The 26,365-nt window shown below is 70.5% G+C and carries 26 protein-coding genes; 13 read left to right on the top strand and 13 right to left on the bottom strand.

Going from position 1 to position 26,365, the window contains the following annotated elements:
* Positions 1–53 precede the first annotated feature (53 nt).
* The 5 genes from rimO (at position 54) to ACTMTU_RS30800 (ending at position 3,859) form a co-directional block, all read left to right on the top strand.
* On the top strand, positions 54–1,550 hold the full coding sequence (rimO, locus tag ACTMTU_RS30820; protein WP_441266705.1) for a 30S ribosomal protein S12 methylthiotransferase RimO: 1,497 nt from the start codon (positions 54–56) through the stop codon (positions 1,548–1,550).
* Complete coding sequence (gene pgsA, locus ACTMTU_RS30815) at positions 1,547–2,212, top strand: CDP-diacylglycerol--glycerol-3-phosphate 3-phosphatidyltransferase (RefSeq protein WP_159686267.1); 666 nt, start codon at positions 1,547–1,549, stop codon at positions 2,210–2,212. The genes rimO and pgsA overlap by 4 nt, the downstream gene beginning before the upstream one ends.
* The gene (locus ACTMTU_RS30810; protein ID WP_441266704.1) at positions 2,209–2,718 is read left to right on the top strand and encodes a CinA family protein; all 510 of its coding nucleotides are present in this window, start codon (positions 2,209–2,211) and stop codon (positions 2,716–2,718) included. The genes pgsA and ACTMTU_RS30810 overlap by 4 nt, the downstream gene beginning before the upstream one ends.
* Before the next feature lie 109 nt (positions 2,719–2,827).
* On the top strand, positions 2,828–3,208 hold the full coding sequence (locus ACTMTU_RS30805) for a helix-turn-helix domain-containing protein (protein ID WP_005311156.1): 381 nt from the start codon (positions 2,828–2,830) through the stop codon (positions 3,206–3,208).
* Positions 3,209–3,388: 180 nt separating this feature from the next.
* Positions 3,389–3,859 carry a Dps family protein gene (locus ACTMTU_RS30800; RefSeq protein WP_441266703.1) on the top strand — a complete coding sequence of 157 codons (471 nt, stop codon included), beginning with the start codon at positions 3,389–3,391 and terminating at the stop codon, positions 3,857–3,859.
* A 288-nt stretch (positions 3,860–4,147) separates the two neighbouring features.
* Here the strand turns inward: ACTMTU_RS30800 and ACTMTU_RS30795 are convergent, their stop codons facing one another.
* From ACTMTU_RS30795 to ACTMTU_RS30785, 3 genes are all read right to left on the bottom strand, one after another.
* On the bottom strand, positions 4,148–4,909 hold the full coding sequence (locus tag ACTMTU_RS30795; protein ID WP_441266702.1) for an SDR family NAD(P)-dependent oxidoreductase: 762 nt from the start codon (positions 4,907–4,909) through the stop codon (positions 4,148–4,150).
* Positions 4,910–4,979: 70 nt separating this feature from the next.
* Positions 4,980–5,783, bottom strand: a complete 804-nt coding sequence (locus ACTMTU_RS30790; protein WP_441266701.1) for an Fpg/Nei family DNA glycosylase — start codon at positions 5,781–5,783, stop codon at positions 4,980–4,982.
* A gap of 45 nt (positions 5,784–5,828) precedes the next feature.
* On the bottom strand, positions 5,829–10,466 hold the full coding sequence (locus ACTMTU_RS30785) for an ATP-dependent helicase (protein ID WP_441266700.1): 4,638 nt from the start codon (positions 10,464–10,466) through the stop codon (positions 5,829–5,831).
* Positions 10,467–10,558: 92 nt separating this feature from the next.
* On the opposite strand from ACTMTU_RS30785, the gene ACTMTU_RS30780 reads away from it, so the two are divergent.
* From ACTMTU_RS30780 to ACTMTU_RS30770, 3 genes are read left to right on the top strand one after another with little or no spacing between them, the layout of a single operon-like run.
* Positions 10,559–11,431 (top strand): AraC family ligand binding domain-containing protein, encoded by an 873-nt coding sequence (locus ACTMTU_RS30780; protein WP_441266699.1) that lies wholly within the window; start codon positions 10,559–10,561, stop codon positions 11,429–11,431.
* A 10-nt stretch (positions 11,432–11,441) separates the two neighbouring features.
* On the top strand, positions 11,442–12,410 hold the full coding sequence (locus tag ACTMTU_RS30775) for an AzlC family ABC transporter permease (protein WP_441266698.1): 969 nt from the start codon (positions 11,442–11,444) through the stop codon (positions 12,408–12,410).
* Complete coding sequence (locus tag ACTMTU_RS30770) at positions 12,407–12,715, top strand: AzlD domain-containing protein (RefSeq protein WP_189474613.1); 309 nt, start codon at positions 12,407–12,409, stop codon at positions 12,713–12,715. Before ACTMTU_RS30775 ends, ACTMTU_RS30770 begins: the two co-directional genes overlap by 4 nt.
* A 127-nt stretch (positions 12,716–12,842) precedes the next feature.
* Here the strand turns inward: ACTMTU_RS30770 and ACTMTU_RS30765 are convergent, their stop codons facing one another.
* Complete coding sequence (locus ACTMTU_RS30765) at positions 12,843–13,778, bottom strand: hypothetical protein (RefSeq protein WP_441266697.1); 936 nt, start codon at positions 13,776–13,778, stop codon at positions 12,843–12,845.
* 79 nt (positions 13,779–13,857) lie between these two features.
* Here ACTMTU_RS30765 and ACTMTU_RS30760 point away from each other — a divergent pair, with 79 nt between their 5' ends.
* Positions 13,858–14,052 carry a DUF3046 domain-containing protein gene (locus ACTMTU_RS30760; RefSeq protein WP_159686234.1) on the top strand — a complete coding sequence of 65 codons (195 nt, stop codon included), beginning with the start codon at positions 13,858–13,860 and terminating at the stop codon, positions 14,050–14,052.
* A 333-nt stretch (positions 14,053–14,385) separates the two neighbouring features.
* On the top strand, positions 14,386–15,558 hold the full coding sequence (locus ACTMTU_RS30755) for an AI-2E family transporter (protein ID WP_441266717.1): 1,173 nt from the start codon (positions 14,386–14,388) through the stop codon (positions 15,556–15,558).
* Between the two features lie 210 nt (positions 15,559–15,768).
* On the opposite strand, the gene ACTMTU_RS30750 is transcribed toward ACTMTU_RS30755, so the two are convergent.
* Positions 15,769–16,623: an alpha/beta fold hydrolase gene (locus ACTMTU_RS30750; RefSeq protein WP_441266696.1), complete on the bottom strand. Its 855-nt coding sequence runs from the start codon at positions 16,621–16,623 to the stop codon at positions 15,769–15,771.
* A gap of 570 nt (positions 16,624–17,193) precedes the next feature.
* Here ACTMTU_RS30750 and recA point away from each other — a divergent pair.
* Complete coding sequence (recA, locus tag ACTMTU_RS30745) at positions 17,194–18,321, top strand: recombinase RecA (RefSeq protein ID WP_441266695.1); 1,128 nt, start codon at positions 17,194–17,196, stop codon at positions 18,319–18,321.
* 3 nt (positions 18,322–18,324) lie between these two features.
* Positions 18,325–18,897 carry a recombination regulator RecX gene (gene recX / locus ACTMTU_RS30740; protein ID WP_441266694.1) on the top strand — a complete coding sequence of 191 codons (573 nt, stop codon included), beginning with the start codon at positions 18,325–18,327 and terminating at the stop codon, positions 18,895–18,897.
* Between the two features lie 45 nt (positions 18,898–18,942).
* Here recX and ACTMTU_RS30735 read toward each other — a convergent pair whose 3' ends face one another.
* The 8 genes from ACTMTU_RS30735 to ACTMTU_RS30700 form a co-directional block, all read right to left on the bottom strand.
* Entirely contained in the window at positions 18,943–19,329 is a 387-nt protein-coding gene (locus ACTMTU_RS30735; RefSeq protein WP_441266693.1) for a rhodanese-like domain-containing protein, read from the bottom strand.
* On the bottom strand, positions 19,326–19,925 hold the full coding sequence (locus ACTMTU_RS30730) for a cysteine dioxygenase (protein ID WP_441266692.1): 600 nt from the start codon (positions 19,923–19,925) through the stop codon (positions 19,326–19,328). Before ACTMTU_RS30730 ends, ACTMTU_RS30735 begins: the two co-directional genes overlap by 4 nt.
* Positions 19,926–19,992: 67 nt before the next feature.
* Complete coding sequence (locus ACTMTU_RS30725; protein ID WP_312845644.1) at positions 19,993–20,079, bottom strand: putative leader peptide; 87 nt, start codon at positions 20,077–20,079, stop codon at positions 19,993–19,995.
* A 32-nt stretch (positions 20,080–20,111) separates the two neighbouring features.
* Positions 20,112–21,821: an FAD-dependent monooxygenase gene (locus tag ACTMTU_RS30720; RefSeq protein ID WP_441266691.1), complete on the bottom strand. Its 1,710-nt coding sequence runs from the start codon at positions 21,819–21,821 to the stop codon at positions 20,112–20,114.
* A 175-nt stretch (positions 21,822–21,996) separates the two neighbouring features.
* Entirely contained in the window at positions 21,997–22,902 is a 906-nt protein-coding gene (locus tag ACTMTU_RS30715) for an amino acid ABC transporter permease (protein ID WP_441266690.1), read from the bottom strand.
* Positions 22,899–23,567: an amino acid ABC transporter permease gene (locus ACTMTU_RS30710; RefSeq protein WP_441266689.1), complete on the bottom strand. Its 669-nt coding sequence runs from the start codon at positions 23,565–23,567 to the stop codon at positions 22,899–22,901. Before ACTMTU_RS30710 ends, ACTMTU_RS30715 begins: the two co-directional genes overlap by 4 nt.
* Positions 23,568–23,641: 74 nt before the next feature.
* Entirely contained in the window at positions 23,642–24,487 is an 846-nt protein-coding gene (locus ACTMTU_RS30705; protein ID WP_441266688.1) for a glutamate ABC transporter substrate-binding protein, read from the bottom strand.
* A gap of 72 nt (positions 24,488–24,559) precedes the next feature.
* Entirely contained in the window at positions 24,560–25,342 is a 783-nt protein-coding gene (locus tag ACTMTU_RS30700; protein ID WP_159686208.1) for an amino acid ABC transporter ATP-binding protein, read from the bottom strand.
* A 301-nt stretch (positions 25,343–25,643) separates the two neighbouring features.
* Here ACTMTU_RS30700 and ACTMTU_RS30695 point away from each other — a divergent pair, with 301 nt between their 5' ends.
* The gene (locus ACTMTU_RS30695; protein WP_441266687.1) at positions 25,644–26,351 is read left to right on the top strand and encodes a response regulator transcription factor; all 708 of its coding nucleotides are present in this window, start codon (positions 25,644–25,646) and stop codon (positions 26,349–26,351) included.
* Positions 26,352–26,365 lie beyond the last annotated feature (14 nt).

Raw genomic sequence — 26,365 nt, 5'->3', positions numbered from 1 at the left:
GGCCCCGACCCTCGCGGCCGGGGCCCGCGCCGGGACAAAGTAGTCTTGAGCTCATGCCCGAACGCCGTACCGTCGCCCTTGTCACTCTCGGATGCGCCCGTAACGAGGTGGACTCGGAGGAGCTTGCAGGCCGCTTGGCAGCGGACGGCTGGGAGCTCGTCGAGGACGCCTCCGACGCCGACGTCGCCGTCGTCAACACCTGCGGATTCGTCGAAGCCGCCAAGAAGGACTCCGTCGACGCCCTCCTGGAAGCCAACGATCTCAAGGATCACGGCAGAACCCAGGCCGTCGTCGCCGTCGGCTGCATGGCGGAGCGGTACGGCAAGGATCTCGCGGAGGCCCTTCCGGAGGCCGACGGCGTCCTCGGATTCGACGACTACGCCGACATCTCCAACCGCCTCCAGACGATCCTGAGCGGCGGCAGCGTGGAGGCCCACACCCCCCGCGACCGGCGCAAGCTGCTGCCGCTGAGCCCCGTCGAGCGGCAGCAGGCGACCGACGTGGCCCTGCCCGGCCACGGTGACGCCGCCCCGGCGCCCGAGGACCTCCCGGAGGGCGTCGCCCCGGTGTCCGGCCCGCGCGCGCCGCTGCGCCGCCGCCTCGGCACGAGCCCCGTCGCCTCGGTGAAGCTGGCCTCCGGCTGCGACCGGCGCTGCTCCTTCTGTGCCATCCCGTCCTTCCGCGGCTCCTTCATCTCGCGACGCCCGAGCGATGTCCTCGGCGAGACGCGCTGGCTGGCGGAGCAGGGCGTCAAGGAGATCATGCTGGTCTCCGAGAACAACACCTCGTACGGCAAGGACCTCGGCGACATCCGTCTGCTCGAGACGCTGCTGCCCGAGCTGGCGGCCGTCGACGGCATCGAGCGGGTCCGCGTCAGCTATCTGCAGCCGGCCGAGATGCGCCCCGGGCTGATCGACGTCCTCACCTCGACCCCGAAGGTCGCTCCCTACTTCGACCTGTCCTTCCAGCACTCCGCGCCCGGGGTGCTGCGCGCGATGCGCCGCTTCGGCGACACGGAGCGATTCCTGGAGCTGCTGGAGACCATCCGCGGCAAGGCTCCGCAGGCCGGTGTGCGCTCGAACTTCATCGTCGGGTTCCCGGGCGAGACCGAGGCGGACTTCGCGGAGCTGGAACGCTTCATCTCGGCCGCGCGCCTGGATGCCATCGGGGTCTTCGGATACAGCGACGAAGAGGGCACAGAAGCCGTCACCTACGACGGGAAGCTGGACGCCGACGTCATCGCGGAGCGGCTCGAGCACATGTCGCGCATCGCCGACGAGCTCACCGCTCAGCGGGCGGAGGAGCGCCTGGGTGAGACCCTCGAGGTACTGGTGGAGTCCGTCGACGAAGAGGACGGCGCGGTGGGACGTGCCGCTCACCAGGCGCCGGAGACCGACGGCCAGGTCGTTTTCACGTCGAGCGAGGGCCTCCAGCCCGGTCGTATGGTCGTGGCGAAGGTCGTGGGCACCGAGGGCGTCGACCTGGTGGCCGAGTACTGCGAGGTCCTGGGGGTCGGCTCCCCGACCCCTGACGAGGAGGCGGGCAGATGACCGGAGTGCCGGCATCCGCGGCGGGCGGGACCGGAAGGCCGGCGCCCGGCGGCAAGCTGGGCGCTGCGGCCGTCAATCAGGCCAGCCTGTGGAACATCGCCAACATCCTGACCATGGTGCGGCTCGTCCTCGTGCCGGCCTTCGTCGTGCTGCTGCTGCAGGACGGCGGCTACGACCCGGCCTGGCGGGCGTGGGCATGGGCGGCGTTCGCCGTCGCCATGATCACCGACATCTTCGACGGGCACCTCGCCCGCACGTACAACCTGGTCACCGACTTCGGGAAGATCGCGGACCCGATCGCCGACAAGGCGATCATGGCCGCGGGGCTGATCAGCCTCTCCGCGCTCGGCGACCTTCCGTGGTGGGTGACCGGAGTCATCCTCTTCCGTGAGCTCGGGATCACGCTGATGCGGTTCTGGGTGATCCGGCATGCGGTGATCCCGGCCAGCCGCGGCGGCAAGATGAAGACGCTCGCGCAGGGCACCGCCGTGGGCATGTACGTGCTGGCGCTCACCGGACCGCTGGCGACGTTGCGGTTCTGGGTGATGGCTCTCGCCGTGGTGCTGACGGTCGTCACCGGCCTCGACTACGTGCGGCAGGCGATCGTGCTGAGGCGCAAGGGGCTCGCCGCCGAGCGGGCCGGGGCGGGCTCCTCGAAGTGACCGGGGCCGCCGCAGTCCTGGCACTGCTTGCGGAGCGTGGTCAGAGCCTGGCCGCCGCGGAGTCCCTCACAGGCGGTCTCGTGGCCGCGGAGCTCACTTCGGTGCCCGGAGCCTCGAAAGTCTTCCGCGGTTCCGTCACGGCGTACGCCACCACCCTCAAGAGGGATGTTCTCGGCGTCGACGGTGTCCTTCTGGCGGAGCGCGGAGCGGTCGATCCGCAGGTTGCGTCGCAGATGGCGGCCGGTGTCCGGGACGTCATGGGAGCCGATTGGGCTCTGGCGACCACCGGAGTGGCGGGCCCCGATCCGCAGGACGGGCAGCCCGTCGGGACGGTATATGTGGCTGTCGCGGGACCGGCGGGAGCCGGGAAAGTGGCCGCATTGAGGTTGAACGGCGACCGCGGGGAAATCCGTAGAGAGAGTGTACGGAGCGTGCTGGAGCTGCTCCTCGAGGAACTGCGCGAGAACGCGCGGGCACAGGATACGGAACAGAACGGGGGGAATTGATGTTTGCAGCCCTGAGTGAACACGACATCGCTCCCCGCACGGCCGCCGCGCAAGGCGGTACGGTGGGGCGTGAAGGATGCGGCTACGCGGTCCGAGGAGGGAGCCACCGATGATTCTGCTCCGTCGCCTGCTTGGTGACGTGCTGCGTCGGCAGCGCCAGCGCCAGGGCCGTACTCTGCGCGAAGTCTCCTCGTCCGCCCGAGTCTCGCTCGGCTATCTCTCCGAGGTGGAGCGGGGGCAGAAGGAGGCATCCTCCGAGCTGCTCTCCGCGATCTGCGACGCGCTTGACGTACGGATGTCCGAGCTCATGCGTGAAGTGAGCGACGAACTGTCGCTGGCCGAACTGGCCGAGTCGGCAGCCGCCGGCGAGGTGCCCGCACCGGTACGTCCCATGCTGGGTTCCGTCTCCGTGACGTCGGTGGCAGGTGTGCCGACCGAGCGTGTGACGATCAAGGCACCCGCGGAAGCGGTCGACGTCGTCGCCGCCTGATCGCGGGTCCTGCACCATCCCGCACGGCATTTCTGTTTGAGCTGGGCCCTGACCGGTACCCGTTACCGGTCAGGGCCTTTCGCTTGGGCAGGCGCAGTGCTCGACCACCTGTCCCGAATGGCTCTTTTCGGTAGTTATGTAATCGTGGACGGTAGTCGGCGAACCGAGTGGAGGACGTGGATGTCTGTCGTGAAGAGCGCTCTGTCCGATGCGGATCTCAAGACCGTCGGCGATGCGCTGAAGGGTGCGCTGGTGGATCTGGTGGACCTCGGCCTGGTGGCCAAGCAGGTGCATTGGAACGTGGTCGGCCCCCGCTTCAGGTCCGTGCACCTGCAGCTCGACGAGGTCGTCGACACCGCACGGCAGCACTCCGACATGGTCGCGGAGCGGGCGTCGGCGATCGGCGTGGCACCTGACGGGCGGGCGGCGACCGTGGCCGCCCGGAGCGCGATCGGCTCCGTTCCGGAAGGCTGGATCAAGGACGTCGATGTCGTGCGGACCATGATCGACTCCCTGGGGTCCGTCATCGGGCACATGCGTGAGCGCATCGAGGCGACCGCCGAACCGGACCCGGTGAGCCAGGACATCCTGATCCAGCTCACCGCGGACCTCGAGAAGCACGCGTGGATGTTCCAAGCGGAGAACGCGTGACGCCGAGCGCGGGATCGCTGTCCGCGCGCGCCGGGTCGTCCAACCGTGCGCCCTCCCCGCGGCCCGCTGCGGCGCATTAGCGTGGGCCGGAGGAGGCAGCCATGGCAGTACGCGGGGCGGTCCTCGTGCCCGTTGTCGCGCTCGGACTCGTGGTGGGCGGCTTGTGGTGGTGGGCCGTGTTTCGGCTCGCTCTGGTCCCGGAGCACTCCGGCGTCGTCGAAGGGGCGGTGGCCGCGAGTGGTTGGGGACTCAGCCTGCTCCCGGTCCATGCGACGGCGGCCCGCCGGGCTACCAGGGCATCACGACGCCACCGTTCGGACGGCATATCTGACCCGTAGTGAACGACGAGGCGTCGCAAGCCAGATGAAGCACCGTGTGGGCCACGTCCGCCGGTTCGCCCACGCGCCCGAGGGGTGACAGTCGCGCCATCGCGGTCTCCGTTCTGTGCTGGAGACCGTTCTCATGACGGTCGGTCATCGGTGTCCGCACCCAGCCCGGCGCGACCGCGTTCACGCGGATCCCGTGCGGGCCCAGTTCGGTCGCGAGCGTCCTGGTGAGCTGGACGACAGCGGCCTTGGAGGCGCTGTAGCAGAGCAGACCGGCGTTGGCCGCGTCCACCGCGCCGGAGGCCATCGTGACGATGGAGCCGCCGCCCGCCGGGATCATGGCGCGGGCCGCCGCCCGGCACGCGTGCAGTACACCCTTGAAATTGACGGCCATGACGCGGTCCAGGTCCTCGTCCCGGGTCTCGAGGACCTGGCTCGTGTGCATGATCCCGGCGACGGCGGCCATGACGTCGAGGCGGTCCGCGCTCGCGACCGCCGCGTCCAGGGCCGTGCGGTCGGTGACGTCGACGGTGTGGGTAAGGGCCTTGCCCCCGGTGGACTCGATCAGGGAGCGGGTCCCGGCGAGACCCTGCCCGTCGAGGTCGGCACAGTGGACCACCGCCCCGGCCTCGGCGAGCAGCACGGCACAGGCGCGACCGATCCCGCCTGCCGCTCCGGTGACGAAAGCGGTGCGGCCGGTGAGGTCGTACGCCGCGAGGGTCATACGGGGAACGTACGGCCATATCTGACGCGTCGTCAATTACATGGCCCTCTTGGAGTTAGGGGCCGTTTCGTCAGGGGGTGGGGCCGGTCTGACAGCGCGGGCACCAGTAGGTCGGACGCTCACGGCCCACCTCCCCCTGGTCGGCCTTGCGCACGGGCGTGCCGCAGCGCGGACACGGGCGACCCTCGCGTCCGTACACGTACAGCTTCTGGGAGGGATTGCGGCCGCTGGTCATGGTGCGCCGGTCGAAGCGCTGCTTGTTGGCCTCGAGGAGCCGCTGCGCGGTGGCCACCAGCCGCTCGGGAATGCCGGTCGGCAGTTCGCCGACCGGCAGCCATGGTGTGACGCGGGCCAGGAAGGCCAGCTCCGACTTGTAGACATTGCCGATCCCGGCGAGGTTCCGCTGGTCGAGGAGGGCTTCCCCGAGCGGCCGGAGGGGGTCGGCGAGCAGGTTCGCCACTGCCCGCTCGGCATCCCAGTCCGGGCCGAGGAGGTCGGGCCCGAGGTGGCCGACGGCCTCCTCCTCTTCCGTGGTACGGAGCAGCTCGACGACGGGCAGGCGGTATCCGACGGCCGTGCGGGCCGCGTTGCCAAGGATCGCGCGGATCTGGTGCGACGGGCCGCCGCTCCAGCGCGCACTGACGTCATAGACGCGCCACGAGCCGTCCATGCCGAGATGCGAGTGCAGGGTCAGCCCGCCCTCGAACCGGGTGAGGAGATGCTTGCCGCGCGGGGTCACGTCCAGGACGGTCCGGCCGGTCAGGTCCGCCGTGGCGAAGCGCGGGACACGGAGGTCGGAACGGGTCAGGACCTGGCCGGCCAGTGCCTCGTGCAGATGGTGGGCGGTCAGCCAGACGGTGTCTCCTTCGGGCATGGCACCCATGATGCGCGACGGGCGGGCCGGGCGGGCGTGTGCCGGTCACGGGCGCAGACGCAGCCCCCGTGGTGTGGCATGGAACCCGGCGCTCTCCAGGGCGCGGGCCAGCGGCGCGGTCAGGGCCGGGGCCCCGTTGGCGCGCTCCACCGTGACCGTGCCGAGGGCGCCTTCGCGGGCCGCGGCGGCGAGCGCGCCGGCCGCCGCGTGCAGCGCCGGCGCATCCGGGTCGGTGGCCCAGGCGAGCAGCGTCTTGCCGCCGCGCTCCATGTACAGCGTCAGCTCCCCGTCGACCAGGACCACCAGGGAACCCGCTTTCCTGCCCGGCTTGTGCCCGGCGCCCTCCGGCGGCTCCGGCCAGGGCAGCGCCGCCCCGTAGGCGTTCGCGGGGTCGGCAGCAGCCAGTACCACCGCGCGGGGCGCGGCCTGCCCCTCGGCGCGGTCCCGCGCGGAGGACGCCGCTCGCAGACGGTCGACCGCGCCGTCCATCGCGAACTGGGCCGCGCCCAGCCCTTCGACGACGTATCCACGGCGCGCCTGTCCGCTGTCCTCGAAGGCCGACAGGACGCGGTACACGGCGGAGAAGCCGCCCTCCACGCCCTCCGCCGCGACCGCGCCCCGCGTCACCACACCATGGCGGTCCAGCAGGGTCCGGGCCAGGGCGTGCGCCCGGTGGGTCGGATCCTGCTCGAGGGACGGCAGCAGCGACCAGCGGCCGCTCACCGTGGGAGGACCGGTGCGGGAGGCGGGACGGGCCGCCGCCGTCAGGCTTCCGTAGCGGCCGCGGGGGACGGTGCGCCTGGCGCGGTGGGCGGTGGATCCCGCCGTGCGGCCCGAGCCGAGCATGGCCCGCAGCGGTGCGAGAGTGTCATTGGTGAGCCGGCCGGACCAGGCCAGATCCCAGACGGCGTCGGCCAGTTGCGGGTCGGTGGCGTCGGGATGCGTGGTGGCGCGCACCTGGTCGGCGATCTGGCGGAAGAACAGGCCGTATCCACCGGAGAGGGCGGTGAGCACCGATTCGTGCAGCGCCGTCAGCTCCAGCGGGTGCGGTGGAGGCAGCAGCAGAGGGGCGGCGTCGGCCAGATAGAGCGAGACCCAGCCGTCCTTGCCGGGCAGGGCACCGGCGCCCGCCCACAACACCTCGCCACTCGTGGTCAGTTCGTCCAGGAGTGTGCTGCTGTAGTGGGAGACGCGGGACGGAAGGACCAGCTTCTCCAGGGCGGAAGCCGGCACGGAGGCGCCCTGCAGTTGCTCGATGGCACGGGCGAGGCCGTCGATGCCGCGCAGGCTGCTGCTCCCCAGGTGCTGCCACTGGGGCAGGAAGGAGGCCAGCGCGGCGGGCGGCACCGGCTCCAGCTCGTGCCGGAGCGCGGCCAGGGAACGCCTGCGCAGCCGGCGCAGCACGCCCGCGTCGCACCATTCCTGGCCGATGCCGGCGGGATGGAACTCGCCCTGTACGACCCTGCCGCTCGCGGCGAGCCGCTGGAGTCCGCCGTCGGTAACCGCCGCGCCGAGGCCGAAGCGGGCGGCGGCGTGGGCGGAGGTGAAGGGGCCGTGGGTGCGGGCGAACCGGGCGAGAAGGTCACCGAACGGGTCCTTCACCGGCTCGGTGAACGCCTCCGGGACGCCCACGGGCAGGGCCGTGCCCAACGCGTCGCGCAGCCGTCCCGCGTCCTCCACCGCCGCCCAGTGGTCCGCGCCGGCGATGCGGACACGGATCGCGCGACGGGACGCGGCGAGCTCCTGCGGCCAGGCGGGGTCACTCCCGCGCTCCACGAGTTCCGCCTCGGTCAGCGGACCCAGCACGCGCAGCAGGTCGGCCACACCCTCCACGTCCTTGATCCGCCGCTCCTCGGTCAGCCACTGCAGCTCCCGCTCCAGCTCGGTGAGCACATCGGCGTCCAGCAGTTCCCTCAGCTCCGCCTGGCCGAGCAGCTCGGACAGCAGCCGGGAGTCCAGGGACAGGGCGGCGGCCCGGCGCTCGGCGAGCGGCGAGTCCCCCTCGTACAGGAACTGGGCGACGTAGCCGAACAGCAGGGAGCGGGCGAAGGGGGAGGGCTCGGGGGTGGTGACCTCGACCAGACGGACGCGGCGGGACTCGATGTCACCCATCAGTTCGGTGAGCCCGGGGACGTCGAACACGTCCTGGAGGCACTCGCGGACCGCTTCCAGGACGATCGGGAACGAACCGAACTCACTGGCTACCTGCAACAACTGGGCGGCGCGCTGCCGCTGCTGCCACAGCGGGGTGCGCTTGCCGGGACTGCGGCGCGGCAGCAGCAGCGCGCGGGCGGCGCACTCGCGGAACCGGGAGGCGAACAGGGCGGATCCGCCGACCTGGTCCGTCACTATCTGACTGATCTCGCCCTTGTCGAAGACGGCGTCGGCGGCACCGACGGGCGCCTGCTCGCTGTCGTACGCCCCGTCCGGTGAGGCGTCCAGGTGCACATGGTCCTGGTCGAGCAGGTCGAGCCCCATCAGGTCGGCGTCAGGAAGACGCAGCACGATGCCGTCGTCGGCGTGCATCACCTGTGCGTCCATGCCGTAGCGCTCGGCGAGACGGGCGCCCAGTGCGAGCGCCCACGGCGCGTGGACCTGGGCGCCGAACGGGGAATGGATCACGACCCGCCAGTCGCCCAGCTCGTCCCGGAACCGCTCCACCAGGATCGTCCGGTCGTCGGGGACATGGCCGCAGGCCCGGCGCTGCTCGTCGAGGTAGGCCAGCACATTGTCCGCGGCCCAGGCGTCCAGACCGGCGGCCAGCAGGCGCAGCCGGCCGTCCTCGGGCGTGAGCCCGCCGACCTCACGCAGGAAGGCCCCGACGGCCCGTCCGAGCTCCAGCGGCCGGCCCAGCTGGTCGCCCTTCCAGAACGGGAGCCGCCCGGGCACCCCCGGGGCGGGGGAGACCAGCACCCGGTCGCGGGTGATGTCCTCGATCCGCCAGGACGTGGTGCCCAGCGTGAACACATCGCCGACCCGTGACTCGTAGACCATCTCCTCGTCGAGCTCCCCGACGCGGCCACCGCCCTTCTTGGGGTCGGCGCCGGCGAGGAAGACGCCGAAGAGGCCGCGGTCCGGGATCGTGCCTCCGGAGGTGACGGCGAGGCGCTGCGCCCCGGGACGGCCCGTGACGGTCCCCGCGACCCGGTCCCAGACCACGCGGGGGCGCAACTCGGCGAACGCGTCGGAGGGATAGCGGCCGGCGAGCATGTCGAGGACGGCGGTGAAGGCCGACTCGGGCAGTGAGGCGAACGGCGCGGCCCGACGGACCAGCGCCAGCAGGTCGTCGGCCTGCCAGCTGTCCAGGGCGACCATCGCGACCAGTTGCTGGGCCAGCACGTCCAGAGGGTTAGACGGGACGCGCAGCGACTCGATGGAGCCGCTGCGCATGCGCTCGGTGACCACTGCCGCCTGCACCAGATCGCCCCGATACTTCGGGAAGACCACACCGGTGGAGATCGCGCCCACCTGGTGTCCCGCCCGGCCGACCCGCTGGAGACCGGAGGCCACGGACGGCGGGGACTCGACCTGGACGACCAGGTCCACCGCGCCCATGTCGATGCCCAGCTCCAGGCTCGACGTGGCGACGACCGCGGGCAGCCGGCCCGCCTTCAGATCCTCCTCGACAAGGGCCCGCTGCTCCTTGGACACCGAGCCGTGGTGAGCGCGGGCGAGCAGCGGCGGTGCGCCCCGGGCGGCCCCGGACTGCGCCATGATCTCCGCCGGCGGTCCGTCCTCCGGCATGGGTGCGCCCGTGGCCCGTTCGTACGCGATCTCGTTGAGACGGTTGCACAGACGCTCGGCCAGACGGCGGGAGTTCGCGAAGACGATCGTGGAACGGTGGGCCTGGACGAGATCGGCGATGCGCTCCTCGACATGCGGCCAGATCGACGGCTTCTCGGCGACCCCGTCGCCGGTGTCGGAGGCGGGCGAGCCTCCGAGCTCTCCCAGGTCCTCCACCGGGACGACCACGGAGAGGTCGAACTCCTTGCCGGACACCGGTTGGACGATCTCCACCCGGCGCTGCGGCGACAGATAGCGGGCCACCTCGTCCACCGGCCGCACCGTGGCCGACAGGCCGATCCGGCGGGCCGGGCGGGGCAGCAGCTCGTCGAGACGCTCCAGGGACACGGCGAGATGGGCGCCCCTCTTGGTGCCCGCGACGGCGTGGACCTCGTCGAGGATCACCGTCTCCACGCCGGCCAGCGCCTCCCGGGCGGACGAGGTGAGCATCAGGAAGAGCGACTCGGGGGTGGTGATCAGGATGTCCGGCGGCCGGGTCACAAGCGACCTGCGCTCCGCGGGGGGCGTGTCGCCCGAGCGGATCCCCACCCGCACGTCCGGCTCCGGCAGGCCGAGCCGGACCGACTCCTGCCTGATCCCGGTCAGGGGGCTGCGGAGATTGCGCTCCACGTCGACCGCCAGAGCCTTCAGCGGTGACACGTACAGCACGCGGCAGCGCTTCTTCGCCTCCGCCGGCGGAGGCGTGGACGCGAGCCGGTCCAGGGCGGCGAGGAAGGCGGCCAGCGTTTTACCGGAACCCGTGGGTGCCACGACCAGCACGTCCGAGCCCTCGCCGATGGCCTTCCACGCCCCCTCCTGCGCGGCGGTGGGCGCGCTGAACGCCCCCGAGAACCAGCCTCGTGTCGCGGGGGAGAAGGAGTCGAGCGCAGTCCTGGCCATGCCCACCATCGTGCACCCGACCACTGACAACGCCTGTCCAGGACATGGACCGGCCGGGCCGCCGGACGGGTCACGGGAGCAGAATGGGCTTCATGGATGAGGAAGCCGCGCCGGAGAGGGAGGGCGAGTGGGCACGGCACTGGCAGTACCCGGGCGTGCCCGGTCTCGATCTGCTGCGGGCCCGCTACGTGCGCCATTCCTTCTCCCGGCACAGTCATGAGGGATTCGTCGTGGGCGCCGTCCGCCGCGGCATCGAGGACGTTTTCCTGCCGGAGGGCACGGTGCGGGCGCGGCCCGGCACCGTCGTCATGATCAACCCAGAGGTGCCGCACTCGGCGAAGGCCGGTGTGCCGGAAGGCTGGGTGTACTCCACGCTCTACCCGTCCTCGCAGCTCGTCGCCACGATCGCCGAGGAGACGACGACGCTGCGCGGAACGGCCGGTTTCGCGGAGACGATCGTCGAGGACCCGAACACCGCCCGGCTGGTGCACGAAGTGCACCGGGCGGCCGAGGCGGGCAACGCCCTCGCCGCCGACAGCGTCCTGCGCGTCACCGTCGCCACACTGCTGCGCCGTCACGGGCGCTCGCTCCCCGCGCGTAAGCCCCTGGCGGCGGGCGCGCGGACAGCGGCTGCCGCGAAGCAGCTCCTCGAGGAGCGGATGGCCGATCCGCCGTCCCTCGAGGAACTGGCGCAGGAGGTAGGGGTCGGGCCCTTCGCACTGCTCCGAGCCTTCAAGGCCGCCTACGGGCTGCCGCCGCACACCTGGCTCACGGACGCGCGCGTCCGGCGTGCCCGTCTCCTCCTGGACGCCGGCACGACCCCGTCGGAGGCGGCCGTCGCGGTCGGTTTCACCGACCAGCCGCACCTGAACCGCCACTTCACCCGGATCGTCGGCGTTCCCCCGGGCGCGTACCGCCGGGAGCGCGCAAGAACGTACAAGACCGCAGGCGGGAGCCCTGCGTAACGTCCCTGACGTGGCAGAACAGACAGCTCGACCAGACATACCGGCCGGGGAGGCCTACGCGACCGCCGCGCCGTCCACGGCGCTTGCGGCGCGCACCGAGGGACCCACGCCCGGATCCGGGGACGCGGCCGGGCCGCGCTCCGGATCCGCGCCCGGGGGCTCGTCTTCCGCCCCTGGGGACGCACCCTCCGCGCCCGGGGAACCGAAGCCCGACGCGGCCGTCGTCAGAGACGCTCTCGGTGTCGGGATAGCCGTCGGTCTCTCCGGCTTCGCCTTCGGTGTGACCTCGGCAGGCTCCGGCCTGACCCTTCTGCAGACCTGCGCGCTCAGCCTGCTGGTGTTCACCGGGGCGTCGCAGTTCGCGCTCGTGGGCGCGATCGCGGCCGGCGGCAATCCCCTCGCCGCCGCGGCAGGGGCCTTCTTCCTCGGCGTACGCAACGCCTTCTACGGGCTGCGGCTGTCACAACTGCTCGCGCTGCCCCGCTTCGTACGGCCTCTCGCCGCGCACTGGGTCATCGACGAGACCACCGCCGTAGCGCTCGCCCAGCCGACGCGGCGCAGTGCGCGGCTCGGCTTCACCGTCACCGGTCTGACGCTCTACGTGCTGTGGAACCTGACCACGCTCCTCGGGGCGCTCGGGGCGGAAGCCATCGGCGACACCGACGCGTGGGGGATCGACGCGGCGGGCCCGGCCGTCTTCCTCGCGCTGCTCGCCCCGATGCTGCGGACCGCCACCGAACGCGCGGTGGCCGGGCTCGCGGTCCTCCTCGGCCTCGGCTTCCTGCCGGTGCTGCCCGCCGGGGTGCCGGTGCTCGTGGCGGCAGTGGCCGCTCCCGCGGTGCTGTGGCTCAAGGGGCGCGCGATGGGCGACGGCGTGAGCGGCGACGGCGTGAGCGGTGACGGCGTGAGCGGTGACGGCCCGGCCCGTGACGGCTCGGGCCGGACGAAGAAGGCACGGCGGAAGGAGCGGGAACGATGAGCATCTGGATCGCGATCGGTGCGACGGCGGTCGGCTGCTATCTCGTCAAACTCGTCGGCCTGCTGGTGCCGGCCGACACCTTGGAACGGCCGCTCGTGCAGCGCCTGGCGGCCCTGCTGCCCGTCGCCCTGCTGGCCGCACTGACGGCGCAGCAGACGTTCAGCACGGGTCAGTCGCTGGTCCTCGACGCACGGGCCGCAGGAGTCGGTGCGGCGGCGCTGGCGCTGCTGCTGCGCGCCCCGTTCCTGGTGGTGGTCGGGGTCGCGGTGGCCGTCACGGCGGGTGTGCGGGCGCTGGGAGGCTGAGGCCGGCGCGGCGGCTGGAATGCGCCGGTGAGATGTCCTGTGCGGCCGGAACGCGCCGGTCGTTCCTGCCAGGAACGCCGGGCAGACGTCCTGTGCGGCCGGCGCGGTCCGCGTACCGGCATCCGCTTCACTCGATGGGGTGGCCGTGCGCCCGCAGGGTCCGCAGCGCCTCGATCGTCACGATCGGCCGCGACTCGAGAGCGGTACCTGGAGCCCACTCCTGCCAGGTGATGGGCCACCCGCCGTCCTGCTGTTGCTCCGCCGAGAGGTGCTCAAGGGCCCGGTCCATCTCCTCGTCCGTGAACCAGCGGCGGGCGAGGGAGTCGGGTCTGCGGGCGTAGTCGTAGGCGAAATGGTGCTCGCCCGGGGCGTAGCCGGGGGCGACCGGCTGCTCGTCGAGCCGGTCCGGGTCGAGCGCGACGAGCCGCTGCTCGCGCACGAGCGCGCCCAGCCGGTCCGCCGCGGCCTGTGCGCGGGTGCTGTCCGGTACGCCGTCCAGGAAGGCGATCGCAGCCTGGATCTCGTAAGGATGCGACTTCTCGATCGCGTCGACCGCCGACCAGCAGAAGTCCGTGGCCCGGAACAGCCATGCGTGCCACACCTGATTGCGGTGCAGCAGGCCGACCACCGGCCCTGTCGCGAGCAGGTCGCTCGGAGGGTTGTCGACGATCGGGAGGAATGGGGCGGCCGGATAGGCGCGCTGGGACGGGTGGACGGCCGGCAGTGCCCCGTCCCGTGTGGACACCTCGGTGAAATAGCGGCACATCCGCTCCACCCGGAGCCCACCGCAGCGGCCGATGGAGTCCAGCACCCGCAGGGCGTGCGCCGTGTGCAGGGGCTGGCTGATCGGGCCCCGCAGGTCGGGCTCGAGGGCGTGGCCGTAGCCGCCGTCCTCATTGAGGTAGGCGGCCAGCGCCGTCTCCACCGGGTCGGAGGGGCCCGCGAGGAAGTGGTAGGCGAACCGCCGCTGCTCGAGCACCCGGGCCGTCAGCCAGATGAAGCGCTCGGCGCGTGCCAGTGCGGACGCGGGGGAGGGGTCGGTGGTTGCTCCGTTTCCAGCCATGTTCCGACGGTAGGGCGGAAAGGGCTTTCAGCAAGGCGGACGGACAGGGCTGCACTCTCAGGAGCGGGATACTGAGGTCATGCGGTTGACGATTTTCTGGGAACGCATGGCCGACCACTTCGGAGCGGCGTACGCGGACTCCTTCGCACGGGACCATGTGATGGCCGAGCTGGGCGGCCGCACGATCCATGAGGCCCTGGCCGCCGGCTGGGAGGCGAAGGACGTGTGGCGCGCCGTCTGCGCCGCGATGGACATTCCCGCGGACAAGCGGTGAGACTCCGTGCCGGCGGCTCGCGGTCGCCCCGGTGAGCCACACTGAGCCGATGGCCAGTACCGACAGCACGCACACGACGGCACGAGGCAGGGCCGCAGAGGCGAGCCCGTACGGAAACGAGCCTGTACAGCACGAGGCCGCACCGGCCGGACCGCACACGCCACCGCACAGGACGGACCGCTGACGATGACCGCTGACGAGAGGACCGCGCCGGACGCGGTCGCGTCGGACGAGGGCGTGGCGGGGATCCCCGCACAGGGCACCACGGCGCCCACGGCTCCGCCGGCGTCTCCGCCTCCCGGGGCCGACGCCGGCAGCGGCGGTCCGGGCCGAATGCCTCGCTGGCTGCCGCGCGCGCTGATCCTCGCGCTGGCGCTCTACGCCTGCTTCCAGCTCGGCAGCTGGGCCTTCCACCAGCTCATCGGCCTCTTGATCAACGTTCTGATCGCCTTCTTCCTTGCCCTCGCGATCGAACCCGCGGTCGGGCGGATGGCGGCCCGCGGCATGCGCCGGGGCCTCGCCACCTTCCTGGTCTTCTTCGCGGTGCTTGTCGCGGGGGTGGGATTCGTCGTACTGCTGGGCTCGATGCTGGCCGGCCAGATCGTCGAGATGGTCGAGGACTTCCCGCAGTACCTCGACTCGGTCATCCGCTGGATCAACAGCACCTTCCAGACGGAACTGTCCCGCGTCGAGGTCCAGGACAGCCTGCTGCGCTCCGACTGGCTGAGGAAGTACGTACAGAACAGCGCCACCGGTGTGCTGGACGTCTCGGCGACCGTGCTCGGCGGACTGTTCAAGCTGCTGACGATCTTCCTGTTCTCGTTCTACTTCGCGGCCGACGGGCCCCGGCTGCGCCGCGCGCTCTGCTCCGTGCTGCCCCCGGCCAAGCAGACGGAGGTCCTGCGGGCCTGGGAGATCGCGGTCGACAAGACCGGCGGCTACCTCTACTCACGCGGGCTGATGGCGCTGATCTCCGGAGTCGCGCACTACATCCTGCTGGAGATCCTCGGGGTGCCGTACGCCCCGGCCCTCGCGGTCTGGGTCGGCCTGGTCTCGCAGTTCATCCCGACCATCGGCACGTATCTGGCGGGCGCGCTGCCGATGCTGATCGCGTTCACGATCGACCCTTGGTACGCCCTGTGGGTCCTCGGCTTCGTCGTGATCTACCAGCAGTTCGAGAACTACGTGCTGCAGCCGAAGCTCACCGCCAGGACGGTGGACATCCACCCGGCGGTGGCCTTCGGCTCGGTCGTGGCGGGTACCGCCCTGCTGGGCGCGGTCGGCGCGCTGATCGCGATCCCGGCGGTCGCCACGCTCCAGGCCTTCCTCGGGGCGTACGTGAAGCGGTACACGGTGACCGACGACCCGCGGGTCCACGCCCACAGCAGGCACGGCGGCAGCCGGTTGGCGCGGGTGCGCAGCGCGTTGGGGAACGGCCGGCAGGCTCCGTCCACATCCGAGGGCTCACCCGGCGGGGTGCCCCCGCAGGCCGGCTCCGGGTCCTGAGCCCGTCGGGCGGAAGCCTGGGACGTACCACACGGCTGTGACGGCGGCCAGCCTCGGGCAGCCGATGCCGGGGAACGCCGGCCTCGGCCCCGGTGGCGGCCAGGTGCCGCACTGCGGCGACGGCCGGGTCTTCCGGGGCAGGCCACGGCGGCATGGAGTACTCCGCCGTGGCCTTGGTGTCGCCGTCGGGCCGTGCGCTTCTCGATCCCCCTATCCGATCAGTGCCGCGAGCTCCCCCAGGACTCGGGCCGCTGGTGCCGGGTCGACCAGCCACTTCAGGTGGCTGCCCGCAAGGGTGCGGACGTCGTACGGGTTGTCCGGCGTCAGCGCGTTGCCCTCGCGGATCAGCCGGTCCTGTATGGCGAGCGGCAGGCTCGTGTCGCCGGCCAGGCGGACGTAGGTCTTCGGGATGCGGCCCCAGGTCTCGGCCTGCGCGCGGTCGGCGGAGGTGCCGACGTCCAGGTTCTCGTCGGGCTGGAAGGTGTTCAGGAAGGTCAGGAGCTCCTCGTCGGTGCCGTCAGCAAGGAAGGCCGCCTTGAGGGCAGCGAGGGCGTCCGCGTTCGCGGTGCGGAAGTTGACGCGGAGCAGCCCGAGTTCGGCCGGGTTCCCGGCCAACGCGAGGGCCAGGGAAGCGGCGTCCACCGTGGCCATCTCCGGCTCGGCGTAGTAGTCGCTGACGTCGAGATCGACAGGACACCAGGCCGAGACGTAGACGACGCGGTCGATCAGGTCCGGCCGTGCGTTGGCTGCCGCGGTAGCCGTGATTCCGCCACGGCTGTGGGAGACGAGGATCACCGGCCCGTTCCGCTTGGCCCTTTCGAGGATCCCGATCAGGTGCGCGGCATTGTCGGCGAGTGTGACTCCCTTGATCGAGCCGGGTGCCGTGGCCAGCCCTTCGAGATCTTGTGGCGCCTGGTAGGCGCGCGTGTAGGTCGCCCCGAAACCATGGCCGGGCAGGTCGACGGCGACCGAGCGGTGCCCGAGGAGGCCGAGTTCGGCCTGGAGTGGTGCGAATGAGAAGGAGTTCGAGAAGGCTCCGTGAACCAGTACGAACGTCGGTTGCATCTGTCTACTCACTTTCTGACGCCTACGGCATCGGCGGCACACGCGTCGCTGGTCCGGCCCGCAGTCACCTGCGCGAACCGCACGTCTCAGTAAGGCCGGAGCGGGCGTCGCACGGGACGCGCCTTCGAAGCAGCCAAGACCAAACGCCCCGAACAGCCGGATCCGCGTTCGCACCCGTGCTCCCCGCCACAACCCCCGACACACGGACACCCCCGTGCCACGCAAACTTCGAAGGCACAAACCTAGTGATCGTCAAGGCTCGGTGACAATGATCAAGGTTCGAGACATCGGGACGCCGGCGCCGCTGTCCGGATCAGCGCACGCGTCCGCGAGCTGTCCGACCGCCACCCACGACCCGCCGATCAGACCACCGGACACCGGTCGCACACGGCTACGCGGACCGCCGCGTGGTGAGCTTGACAGTAAAATCGAACATCCATTCTTATGGGATTCCGGCCCTCGCTCCCGCGAGTTGTCCACAGGCCGGCCGGACGTCGGGGCCCATTGTCAGTGGCAGGGGTTAGCGTCTTTGACGTGAAGCGATCGACACAAGCAAATCGGGTGGAACCCATGGCAGGAACCGACCGCGAGAAGGCGCTCGACGCCGCGCTCGCACAGATTGAACGCCAATTCGGCAAGGGTGCCGTGATGCGGCTGGGCGAGCGGCCGAACGAGCCCATCGAGGTCATCCCTACCGGGTCGACCGCCCTCGACGTCGCCCTCGGCGTCGGCGGCCTGCCGCGCGGGCGTGTGGTGGAGGTGTACGGACCGGAGTCCTCCGGTAAGACGACCCTCACGCTGCACGCCGTGGCCAACGCCCAGAAGGCGGGCGGAGCGGTGGCCTTCGTGGACGCGGAGCACGCCCTCGACCCGGAGTACGCCAAGAAGCTCGGCGTCGACATCGACAACCTGATCCTTTCCCAGCCGGACAACGGCGAGCAGGCGCTCGAGATCGTCGACATGCTCGTCCGCTCCGGCGCGCTCGACCTGATCGTCATCGACTCCGTCGCGGCCCTTGTGCCCAAGGCGGAGATCGAGGGTGAGATGGGCGACTCGCACGTCGGTCTGCAGGCGCGGCTGATGAGCCAGGCGCTCCGGAAGATCACCAGCGCGCTGAACCAGTCCAAGACCACCGCGATCTTCATCAACCAGCTCCGCGAGAAGATCGGTGTGATGTTCGGCTCCCCGGAGACCACGACCGGTGGCCGGGCACTGAAGTTCTACGCCTCGGTGCGTCTGGACATCCGCCGTATCGAGACCCTGAAGGACGGCACGGACGCGGTCGGAAACCGCACCCGCGTCAAGGTCGTCAAGAACAAGGTCGCCCCGCCCTTCAAGCAGGCCGAGTTCGACATCCTCTACGGCCAGGGCATCAGCCGCGAGGGCGGTCTGATCGACATGGGCGTGGAGCACGGCTTCGTCCGCAAGGCCGGCGCCTGGTACACGTACGAGGGCGACCAGCTGGGCCAGGGCAAGGAGAACGCCCGCAACTTCCTGAAGGACAACCCCGACCTCGCGAACGAGATCGAGAAGAAGATCAAGGAGAAGCTCGGCGTCGGCGTCAGGCCGGAGACCCCGGCGGCGGAGCCCGGTGCGGACGCGGTGGCCGGAGCGGTTCCGGCCGAGGACACGGCGAAGTCCGTGCCCGCAGCCGCGTCCAAGGCGAAGGCGGCCAAGACGGCGGCGGCCAAGGGGTAGCACATGGCCGCCCGGCGTACCGAATGGCCGGGTGACAGCCCCGACTCGTCGAGGGCCGAGAAGGAGCTGTCACCCAAGGATCCGGCGGAGCGGGCGCGGGCCATCTGCCTGCGCCTGCTCACCGGGACCCCGCGCACCCGCAAACAGCTCGCGGATGCGCTGCACAAACGCGAGATCCCACCGGAAGTGGCCGAGGAGGTCCTCTCCCGCTTCGAGGACGTGGGGCTGATCAACGACGCCGCCTTCGCGGACGCGTGGGTGGAGTCCCGGCACCACGGCCGGGGCCTCGCCCGTCGGGCCCTGGCACGGGAGTTGCGTACCAAGGGCGTGGATTCGGCGCTGATCGACGAGGCGGTGGGGCAGCTCGACTCCGACCAGGAGGAGGCGACGGCCCGCGAGCTGGTGGCGCGGAAGCTGCGCTCCACCAGGGGCCTGGAGCGTGACCGTCGTCTCCGCCGACTGGCCGGAATGCTGGCCCGCAAGGGCTACTCCGAGGGCATGGCCCTGCGGGTGGTGAGGCGCGCCCTCGAAGAAGAGGGCGAGGACACGGCGGACCTGGACGACATGGGGCACTAGACATACCGGACCTGGGGCCGGTCGGGGACGCGTCCGGGCCCGCGGCTACCGCGTGACCGGCAGTCCCGCCGACTTCCACGCCTGGAAACCACCGACGAGGTCGGTCGCGCGCCGTAGCCCCAGCTGGTGCAGGGACAAGGCAGCGAGGGAGGAGGCGTAACCCTCGTTGCAGATGACCACGATCCGGAGGTCGTGGCCGATCGCCTGGGGGAGGCGATGACTGCCCTGCGGGTCCAGCCGCCATTCCAGTTCATTGCGCTCCACGACCAGCGCCCCAGGGATCAGCCCGTCGCGCTCGCGCAGTGCCTGGTAGCGGATGTCGACCAGCAGGGCACCCTCGGCCGCCGCCTCGAAGGCCTCTTGCGGACCGATCCGTTCGAGCCCTCGCCGTACCTGCTCCAGGTACTCGTCGATTCCCGGGGGCCCGCTCACTGCCAGTCCTCCGGGTGCTCGACGTGCTCGAGACGGAGAACGGCCCCCGACCGGCTGTAGCGCCTCATCAGCGGCAGCGGCGGGTAGTACGCGTGGACCGAGACTGCATGCTCGGCGGACGACTCGTTGAGCACCTCGTGCACATGGTGCGTACCGAAGGCGCGGGACCGGCCGGCTGCCAGATGCCGCTCCCGGTCCACACCATCGTCGAGTTCGAGCGTCTTCCAGCCGGCGGTGGGAAGCCGTACGGCGAGAGAGTTCTCCTTCAGCACGCCCTCCGCCGTGGCGAACGCCCCGACGGAGTCGGCGTGGTCGTGCCAGCCGGTGCCGGTGCCGGGCGGCCAGCCGATGAGCCACGCCTCACTGCCGCGCGGCCCTTCGAGCCGCAGCCAGGTGCGTCCCTCGGGGTCGAGAGGCAGTGAGGCGATCAGTTCCTTGTCGGCGGCGGCGTGCCGTACGAAGTCGAGCAGCTCGGCGGAGGTCGGCGCGCCCGTCAGGCTCGGGACGGGCCAGGAACCGGTGAGGGGAACGGGATCGGCTGAGGATCCGGGAGTCGAAGGCGCCGAGGCAGGGGGGAGCGGAGCAGGGTGGGACACGGAAACCGTCCTGGGGTTCGCTGGTGAGCGCACGGGCCAGAGGCCACGGCGCGAAGGGAAGGCGAATTCAGCAGGACGGCCGACACACGCAGCCCGCGTAGCGGACGAGGTCCATATGGACCCTCCGCCACAGGCGCACATCGGTGTCGTTCATGCTCGGGAGTACACCACGCCGGACACCGTGAATCAATCGATGTCCGCAGTACGGTCACTGCCCGCCGTGGCGGGGGCTCCTCCTCTCGCGATGTCCGCGGCGGCGTACAGCTCGGCGGGCCGCACCCCCGCGAATGCGGCCACCAGATGTCCGTCGGGCCGTACGAGCAGCACGGTGTGCGCGGAGGCGCCCGGGTAGCTCTCCGTCACCAGCAGTTCCGCCGGTGCCGGAAGGCCGGACACCGCTGTTTCCAGCCGCGGCATGATGCCCGCGCCGGCCCAGTGCCTCCGGTCCCACACTCCGGTGCCGGGCGCCACCAGCACGACCAGCAGGCGCCCCCGGCACAGCCGGTCCCGCAGGTGGGCGCAGGTGCCGTCCGGAGCCGTCACCTGCACATCGGCGACCGGCGAGCCCGGCACGGTGCCCGCCGGCGTCTGCGGACCGGTGGGCTCCGGTGTGAGCGGTGAATGCGTGTAGACGGGCGGTGCGCCGAGGGCCCCCCGCCCGAGATGCGCGTCGGTGAGCATCGCGTCGTGTCCCCGGGCGGCCCCGGGAAGGTACATGCGCAGACCGCTGCCGCTGCGCAGTATCGGCAGTGACTGGTCGGCGGCGCGCAGCCGTGCGGCGACGGCGGTGCGCCGCTCGGCCTGATAGCTGTCCAGCAGTGTTTGTGACGCCCCGTGATGCCAGGCATGCGCCAGCTTCCAGGCCAGGTTGTCCACGTCGCGCAGACCCTCGTCGAGCCCTTGGGCGCCGATCGCTCCCAGCAGGTGCGCCGCGTCGCCCGCGAGGAAGGCCCGGTCCACGCGCCATCGCCGGGCGAGCCGGTGATGCAGTGTGTAGACGCCGGTGTCGAGCAGTTCGTACGGCGGCGTGTCGCCGCACCAGCCGGCCAAAGTGTCACGGACCCGCGCCACGAGGGCCTCCGGCGTCACCAGTTCGCCGCGGGGCGGAAGCAGCCAGTCGAGTCGCCACGTACCGTCCGGCAGTGGACGTGCGGTGATCTCGTCACCGCCCGAGCTCCACGGTGGCTGACGGTGCAGCACCGCCTCACCGGGCCAGGGCAGTTCGGTGCGCAGCGCGGCTACGGCGTGACGTTCCACCGCCGTGCGGCCCGGGAAGCGGATGCCGAGGAGCTTGCGGACCGTGGACCTCGCGCCGTCGCAGCCGACCAGATAACTGCCCCGCCACCAGGTCGCGGAGGGTCCCCTGGTGTGCACACCCACGCCGCCGGCGTCCTGTTCCAGCGAGTCGAGGCGGCTGTCGGTCACGAGCCGTACGAGCCGGTGCTCCGCTGCGGCTTCACGCAGTCCACGAGAGAGGCTGTGCTGCGGGATGTGAAGGGGCGCGGCCAGGTCCCCGTCGGCTCCGGCGCTCCTTTCCCCCCGCTGGTATGCGCTGTCGCGTCCGTCCCCGGCGTACGTGTCGTCCCTGTCCCAGTGGTGCCCGTCGCTCCGGCGGTGGTCCTCGGCGCCGTCGTCGAGGGGCAGTTGCCGCAACTCCTGCTTGCGCAGCATCGAGCGCCAGCCGCTCCAACGGGTGCCTTCGTGACGCACGGTCCCGCAGCCGAGCCGCGACATGAGGTCGGCCGTGTCGGGGCGGAGTACGACGGTGCGGGCCGGGCGCGGCTCGTCCTTCCCATTGCCCTCGTCGAGCACGACAGAAGGGACGCCCTGTGCCGCGAGGGCGAGTGACAGCGCCAGCCCGACGGGACCCGCGCCGACCACGATCACCGGGTCCACGGCGTGACTCCTCGGGCCCGTAGGGTCGTGCGGGGAAGTGCGGTTGGAGCCCGGTGCGCGATCACAGAACGTATGCAACCCACTGCCGGTGCCCGCGTCAAGCGCCACCGGGACGCGGCGAGGGGCGGTGGCCCGCAGGCCACCGCCCCTCAGCGGTCGAACATCGGATGAACCGTCAGCCGGCCCGTCCGTCGTCGGTCTTGCCGACTCCGGGCTCGGCGACGGGCTCCTCGGCGCCACCGGGTGCGGTCAGCACCGCTCCGGTGCTCTTCTTGGCCCGCCGCAGCCTCTTCTCCAGCCAGGAGGCGAAGGTGGTGAGGATGAGGTTGAGGACGATGTAGATCAACGCGACGACGACGAAGCTCGGGATGACATTCGCGTAGAACGCGGAGAGAGTCGAACGCGCGTTGAGCAGTTCAGCGAAGGCCAGCACCGCGCCACCGAGTGCGGTGTCCTTGACGATGACCACGAGCTGGCTGACCAGCGCCGGCAGCATCGCGGTGACGGACTGCGGCAGCAGGATGCTCGTCATCGTCTGGCCCTTGCGCAGCCCGATGGCCTTGGCGGCCTCCGACTGGCCCTTGGGCAGCGACAGGATGCCGGCCCGTACGACCTCGGCGAGGACCGACGCGTTGTACAGCACCAGGCCGGTGACCACTGCGTACAGCGGACGCAGCTCACTGCTGATGTCGGTGTAGCGCGCGTAGAGCTCGTTCGCGAACAACATCAGGAGCAGGACGGGAATGGCGCGGAAGAACTCCACGACCACACCCGCCGGGACACGGACCCAGATGTGGTCGGAGAGCCGGGCGATGCCGAAGATCGCACCCAGCGGCAGGGCGATGACCATGGCGAGGGCCGCCGCCTTCAGCGTGTTGACGAGGCCGGGCAGCAGATAGGTCGTCCATGCCGCGGACTGGGTGAACGGCTTCCACAGTGACCATTCGAGCTGTCCGTGGTCGGACATGACGCCGATGACCCACCAGATGCCGAGCGCCAGCAGCACCAGGAAGACAGCCGTGTAGACGATGTTGCGCCGCTTGGCCCGGGGGCCGGGGGCGTCGTAAAGAACGGACGTCATCGCTTCACCGCCACACGCTTGCCGACCCAGCCGAGGATGAGACCGGTGGGAAGGGTCAGAACAACAAAGCCAAAGGCGAAGATCGCCGAAATGAGGACGAGCTGTGCCTCGTTCTCGATCATCTCCTTCATCAGCAGAGCCGCTTCCGCCACACCGATGGCCGCCGCGACCGTGGTGTTCTTGGTGAGGGCAATCAGCACATTGGTGAGCGGACCGACGACCGAGCGGAACGCCTGCGGGAGGACCACGGTCGTGAGGACCTGGGTAAAGCTCAGCCCGATGGCCCGCGCCGCCTCTGCCTGACCGACCGGCACCGTGTTGATGCCGGACCGCACCGCCTCGCACACGAACGCCGCGGTGTAGGCAGAGAGCCCGAAGACAGCGAGTCGGAAGAACTTGGCCTCGAAGTCGTCGGCCGCGCCCAGCGTCATGCCGAAGACGTCGGCGAGGCCGAGCGAGGAGAAGACGATGATCACAGTGAGCGGGATGTTCCGGACCACGTTCACGTAGAACGTGCCGAACGCGCGCATCAGGGGCACCGGGCTCACTCGCATCGCGGCGAGGACGGTGCCGAGCACCAGAGAGCCGATTCCGGAGAAAACGGTGAGTTGCACCGTCACCCAGAACGCCCCGAGCAAGTCGTAGCCTTCAAGAAAGTCGAACACGATCTCCCGCGCTTCCGCGTGTAGGAGGGCGCGGCGCGCCGCCTTCAGGGGCGGCGCGCCGTGTCAGCCCAGCTTCACTTGACGATGTTGCCGATTTCCGGGGCGGGCTCGTTCTTGTAGTTGGCCGGGCCGAAGTTGTCGGTCACGGCCTTCTCCCAGGCCTTGTCCTTGACCATCTTCTCGAGGGCGGCGTTGATCTTGTCGACCATCGCCTTGTCGCCCTTCTTGACGCCGATGCCGTAGTTCTCGTTGCTCAGCTTCAGGCCGGCGAGCTTGAACTTGCCCTTGTACTGGTCCTGCGAGGCGTAGCCGGCCAGGATCGAGTCGTCCGTGGTCAGCGCGTCGACGGCGCCGCTCTGGAGTCCGTTGAGGCACTCCGAGTACGTGCCGACCTGCTGCAGCTGGGCCTTCGGGGCGAAGTCCTTCTTCACGTTCTGCGCGGACGTGGAGCCGACGACCGAGCAGAGCTTCTTGCCGTTGAGGTCCTCGCCCTTGGTGACGTTGTCATCGGCACGGATCAGCAGGTCCTGGTGGGCGAGGAGGTACGGACCGGCGAAGTCGACCTTCTGCTTGCGCTCGTCCGTGATCGAGTACGTGGCGGCGATGAAGTCCACGTCGCCACGGGCCAGCGCGGTCTCGCGGTCGGCGCTCTTCGTCTCCTTGAACTCGATGTCGCCCTCGGCGTAGCCGAGCTCCTTGGCGACGTACGTGGCGACATCGACGTCGAAGCCGGTGAACCCGTCCGGGGTCTTCAGGCCGAGGCCCGGCTGGTCGTACTTGATGCCGACCATGATCTTCTTGCCGCCGCCATCGCCGGAGCCGCTGCCGCTGTCCTTCCCGCTGTCGGAGCCGCAGGCAGTTGCGGACAGGGCGAGAGCGAGGACGGTGGCCGAAGCGGCGGTGACCTTACGAAGCTTCATGATGGTGACTTCCCTAGAATTGACGCGAGGTATTGGAACAGACGCGATGTGCTGGATCAGCTGATCCAGGACTCAGTGGTGAAGGATCTTCGACAGGAAGTCCTTGGCCCGGTCGCTGCGCGGGTTGCTGAAGAATTCCTCGGGCGATGCCTCTTCCACGATCTTGCCGTCGGCCATGAACACGACCCGGTTCGCGGCCGAACGGGCGAAGCCCATCTCATGCGTGACGACCACCATTGTCATCCCGTCACGTGCCAGCTGCTGCATGACCTCGAGGACCTCGTTGATCATCTCGGGGTCGAGCGCCGACGTCGGCTCGTCGAAGAGCATCACCTTCGGGTCCATCGCCAGCGCACGCGCGATCGCCACACGCTGCTGCTGGCCACCGGAGAGCTGCGCCGGGTACTTGTCGGCCTGCGCACCGACACCCACGCGGTCAAGCAGGGCCCGCGCCTTGGTCTCCGCGGCCTTCTTGTCGGCCTTGCGTACCTTGATCTGGCCCAGCGTCACGTTCTCCAGCACGGTCTTGTGCGCGAAGAGGTTGAACGACTGGAAGACCATGCCCACGTCGGCGCGCAGCCGGGCGAGCTCCTTGCCCTCGTGCGGCAGCGGCTTGCCGTCGATCGAGATCGCGCCGGAGTCGATCGTCTCCAGGCGGTTGATGGTGCGGCACAACGTGGACTTTCCGGACCCGGAGGGTCCGATGACGACCACGACCTCGCCCCTGGCGATGGTCAGGTCGATGTCCTGGAGCACATGCAGCGCGCCGAAGTGCTTGTTCACGTTGCTCAGCACGACCAGATCGGCCGTGGGCACCGCGTCCTCGGCGTCCTTGGTCACTGACACTCCGCTCATCGGCTTCTTGCTCCGTCCTCCTCGGTTGGGAGGACCTTAGTCACGCACTGCGACCAGCGTCATTACATCTGAGGGGAAATTGAGCATAACGATCCGGCCTCAACCGGACACTATGCGTGAACAGGGTGGTCCACTGCGATACCGGGTGGATAACGGAACCGTTCGGCACCCGGAAGCCTCTTGACTGTGCGCCGTGACATCCGCGTTGATGCCCTGTGGTGTGTCGCGAACCATTCGTACAACACCGCACGACCAACACCACACGACCGCGCCACGAACACCACACGACCGGAGGGGGGCCATGAGACTGCTGCTCGTCGAGGACGACGACCATGTCGCCGCCGCCCTGTCGGCGGTGCTCGCGAGGCACGGCTTCGAGGTGGTCCACGCCCGCAACGGCGAGGAAGCCCTCCGCGCCGTCCTGCCCGCCACCGCCCCGGACAAGCCGCCCTTCGGCGTCGTCCTCCTGGACCTCGGCCTGCCCGATCAGGACGGCTACCAGGTGTGCGGCAAGCTCAGGAAGCTCACGTCCACGCCCGTGATCATGGTGACCGCGCGCTCGGACGTCCGCTCCCGGATCCACGGACTCAACCTCGGCGCCGACGACTACGTGGTCAAGCCGTACGACACGGGGGAGTTGCTCGCCCGGATCCACGCGGTCAGCCGGCGCACCACCGCCGGTGACGACACCGGTGCGCCCGCCTCCGACGAGGCGCTGCGGCTCGGGCCGGTCACCATCGAGCTGCCCACCCGCAGGGTCAGTGTCGACGGGGCGGACGTGCAGCTCACGCGCAAGGAGTTCGACCTGCTGGCGCTGCTCGCCCAGCGCCCGGGAGTGGTCTTCCGGCGTGAGCAGATCATCAGCGAGGTGTGGCGGACCAGCTGGGAGGGCACCGGCCGCACGCTCGAGGTGCATGTGGCGTCGCTGCGCTCGAAGCTCCGGATGCCGGCCCTGATCGAGACCGTGCGGGGTGTCGGCTACCGGCTCGTCGCGCCCGCCGGGGCGTAAGGTCCCTCGCCCCG

Source organism: Streptomyces sp. OZ13, from assembly GCF_052068155.1.
Taxonomy (GTDB): Bacteria; Actinomycetota; Actinomycetes; order Streptomycetales; family Streptomycetaceae; genus Streptomyces.
The sequence above is the reverse complement of the archived record's forward strand: the minus strand, read 5'-3'. Positions and strand labels throughout refer to the sequence as shown.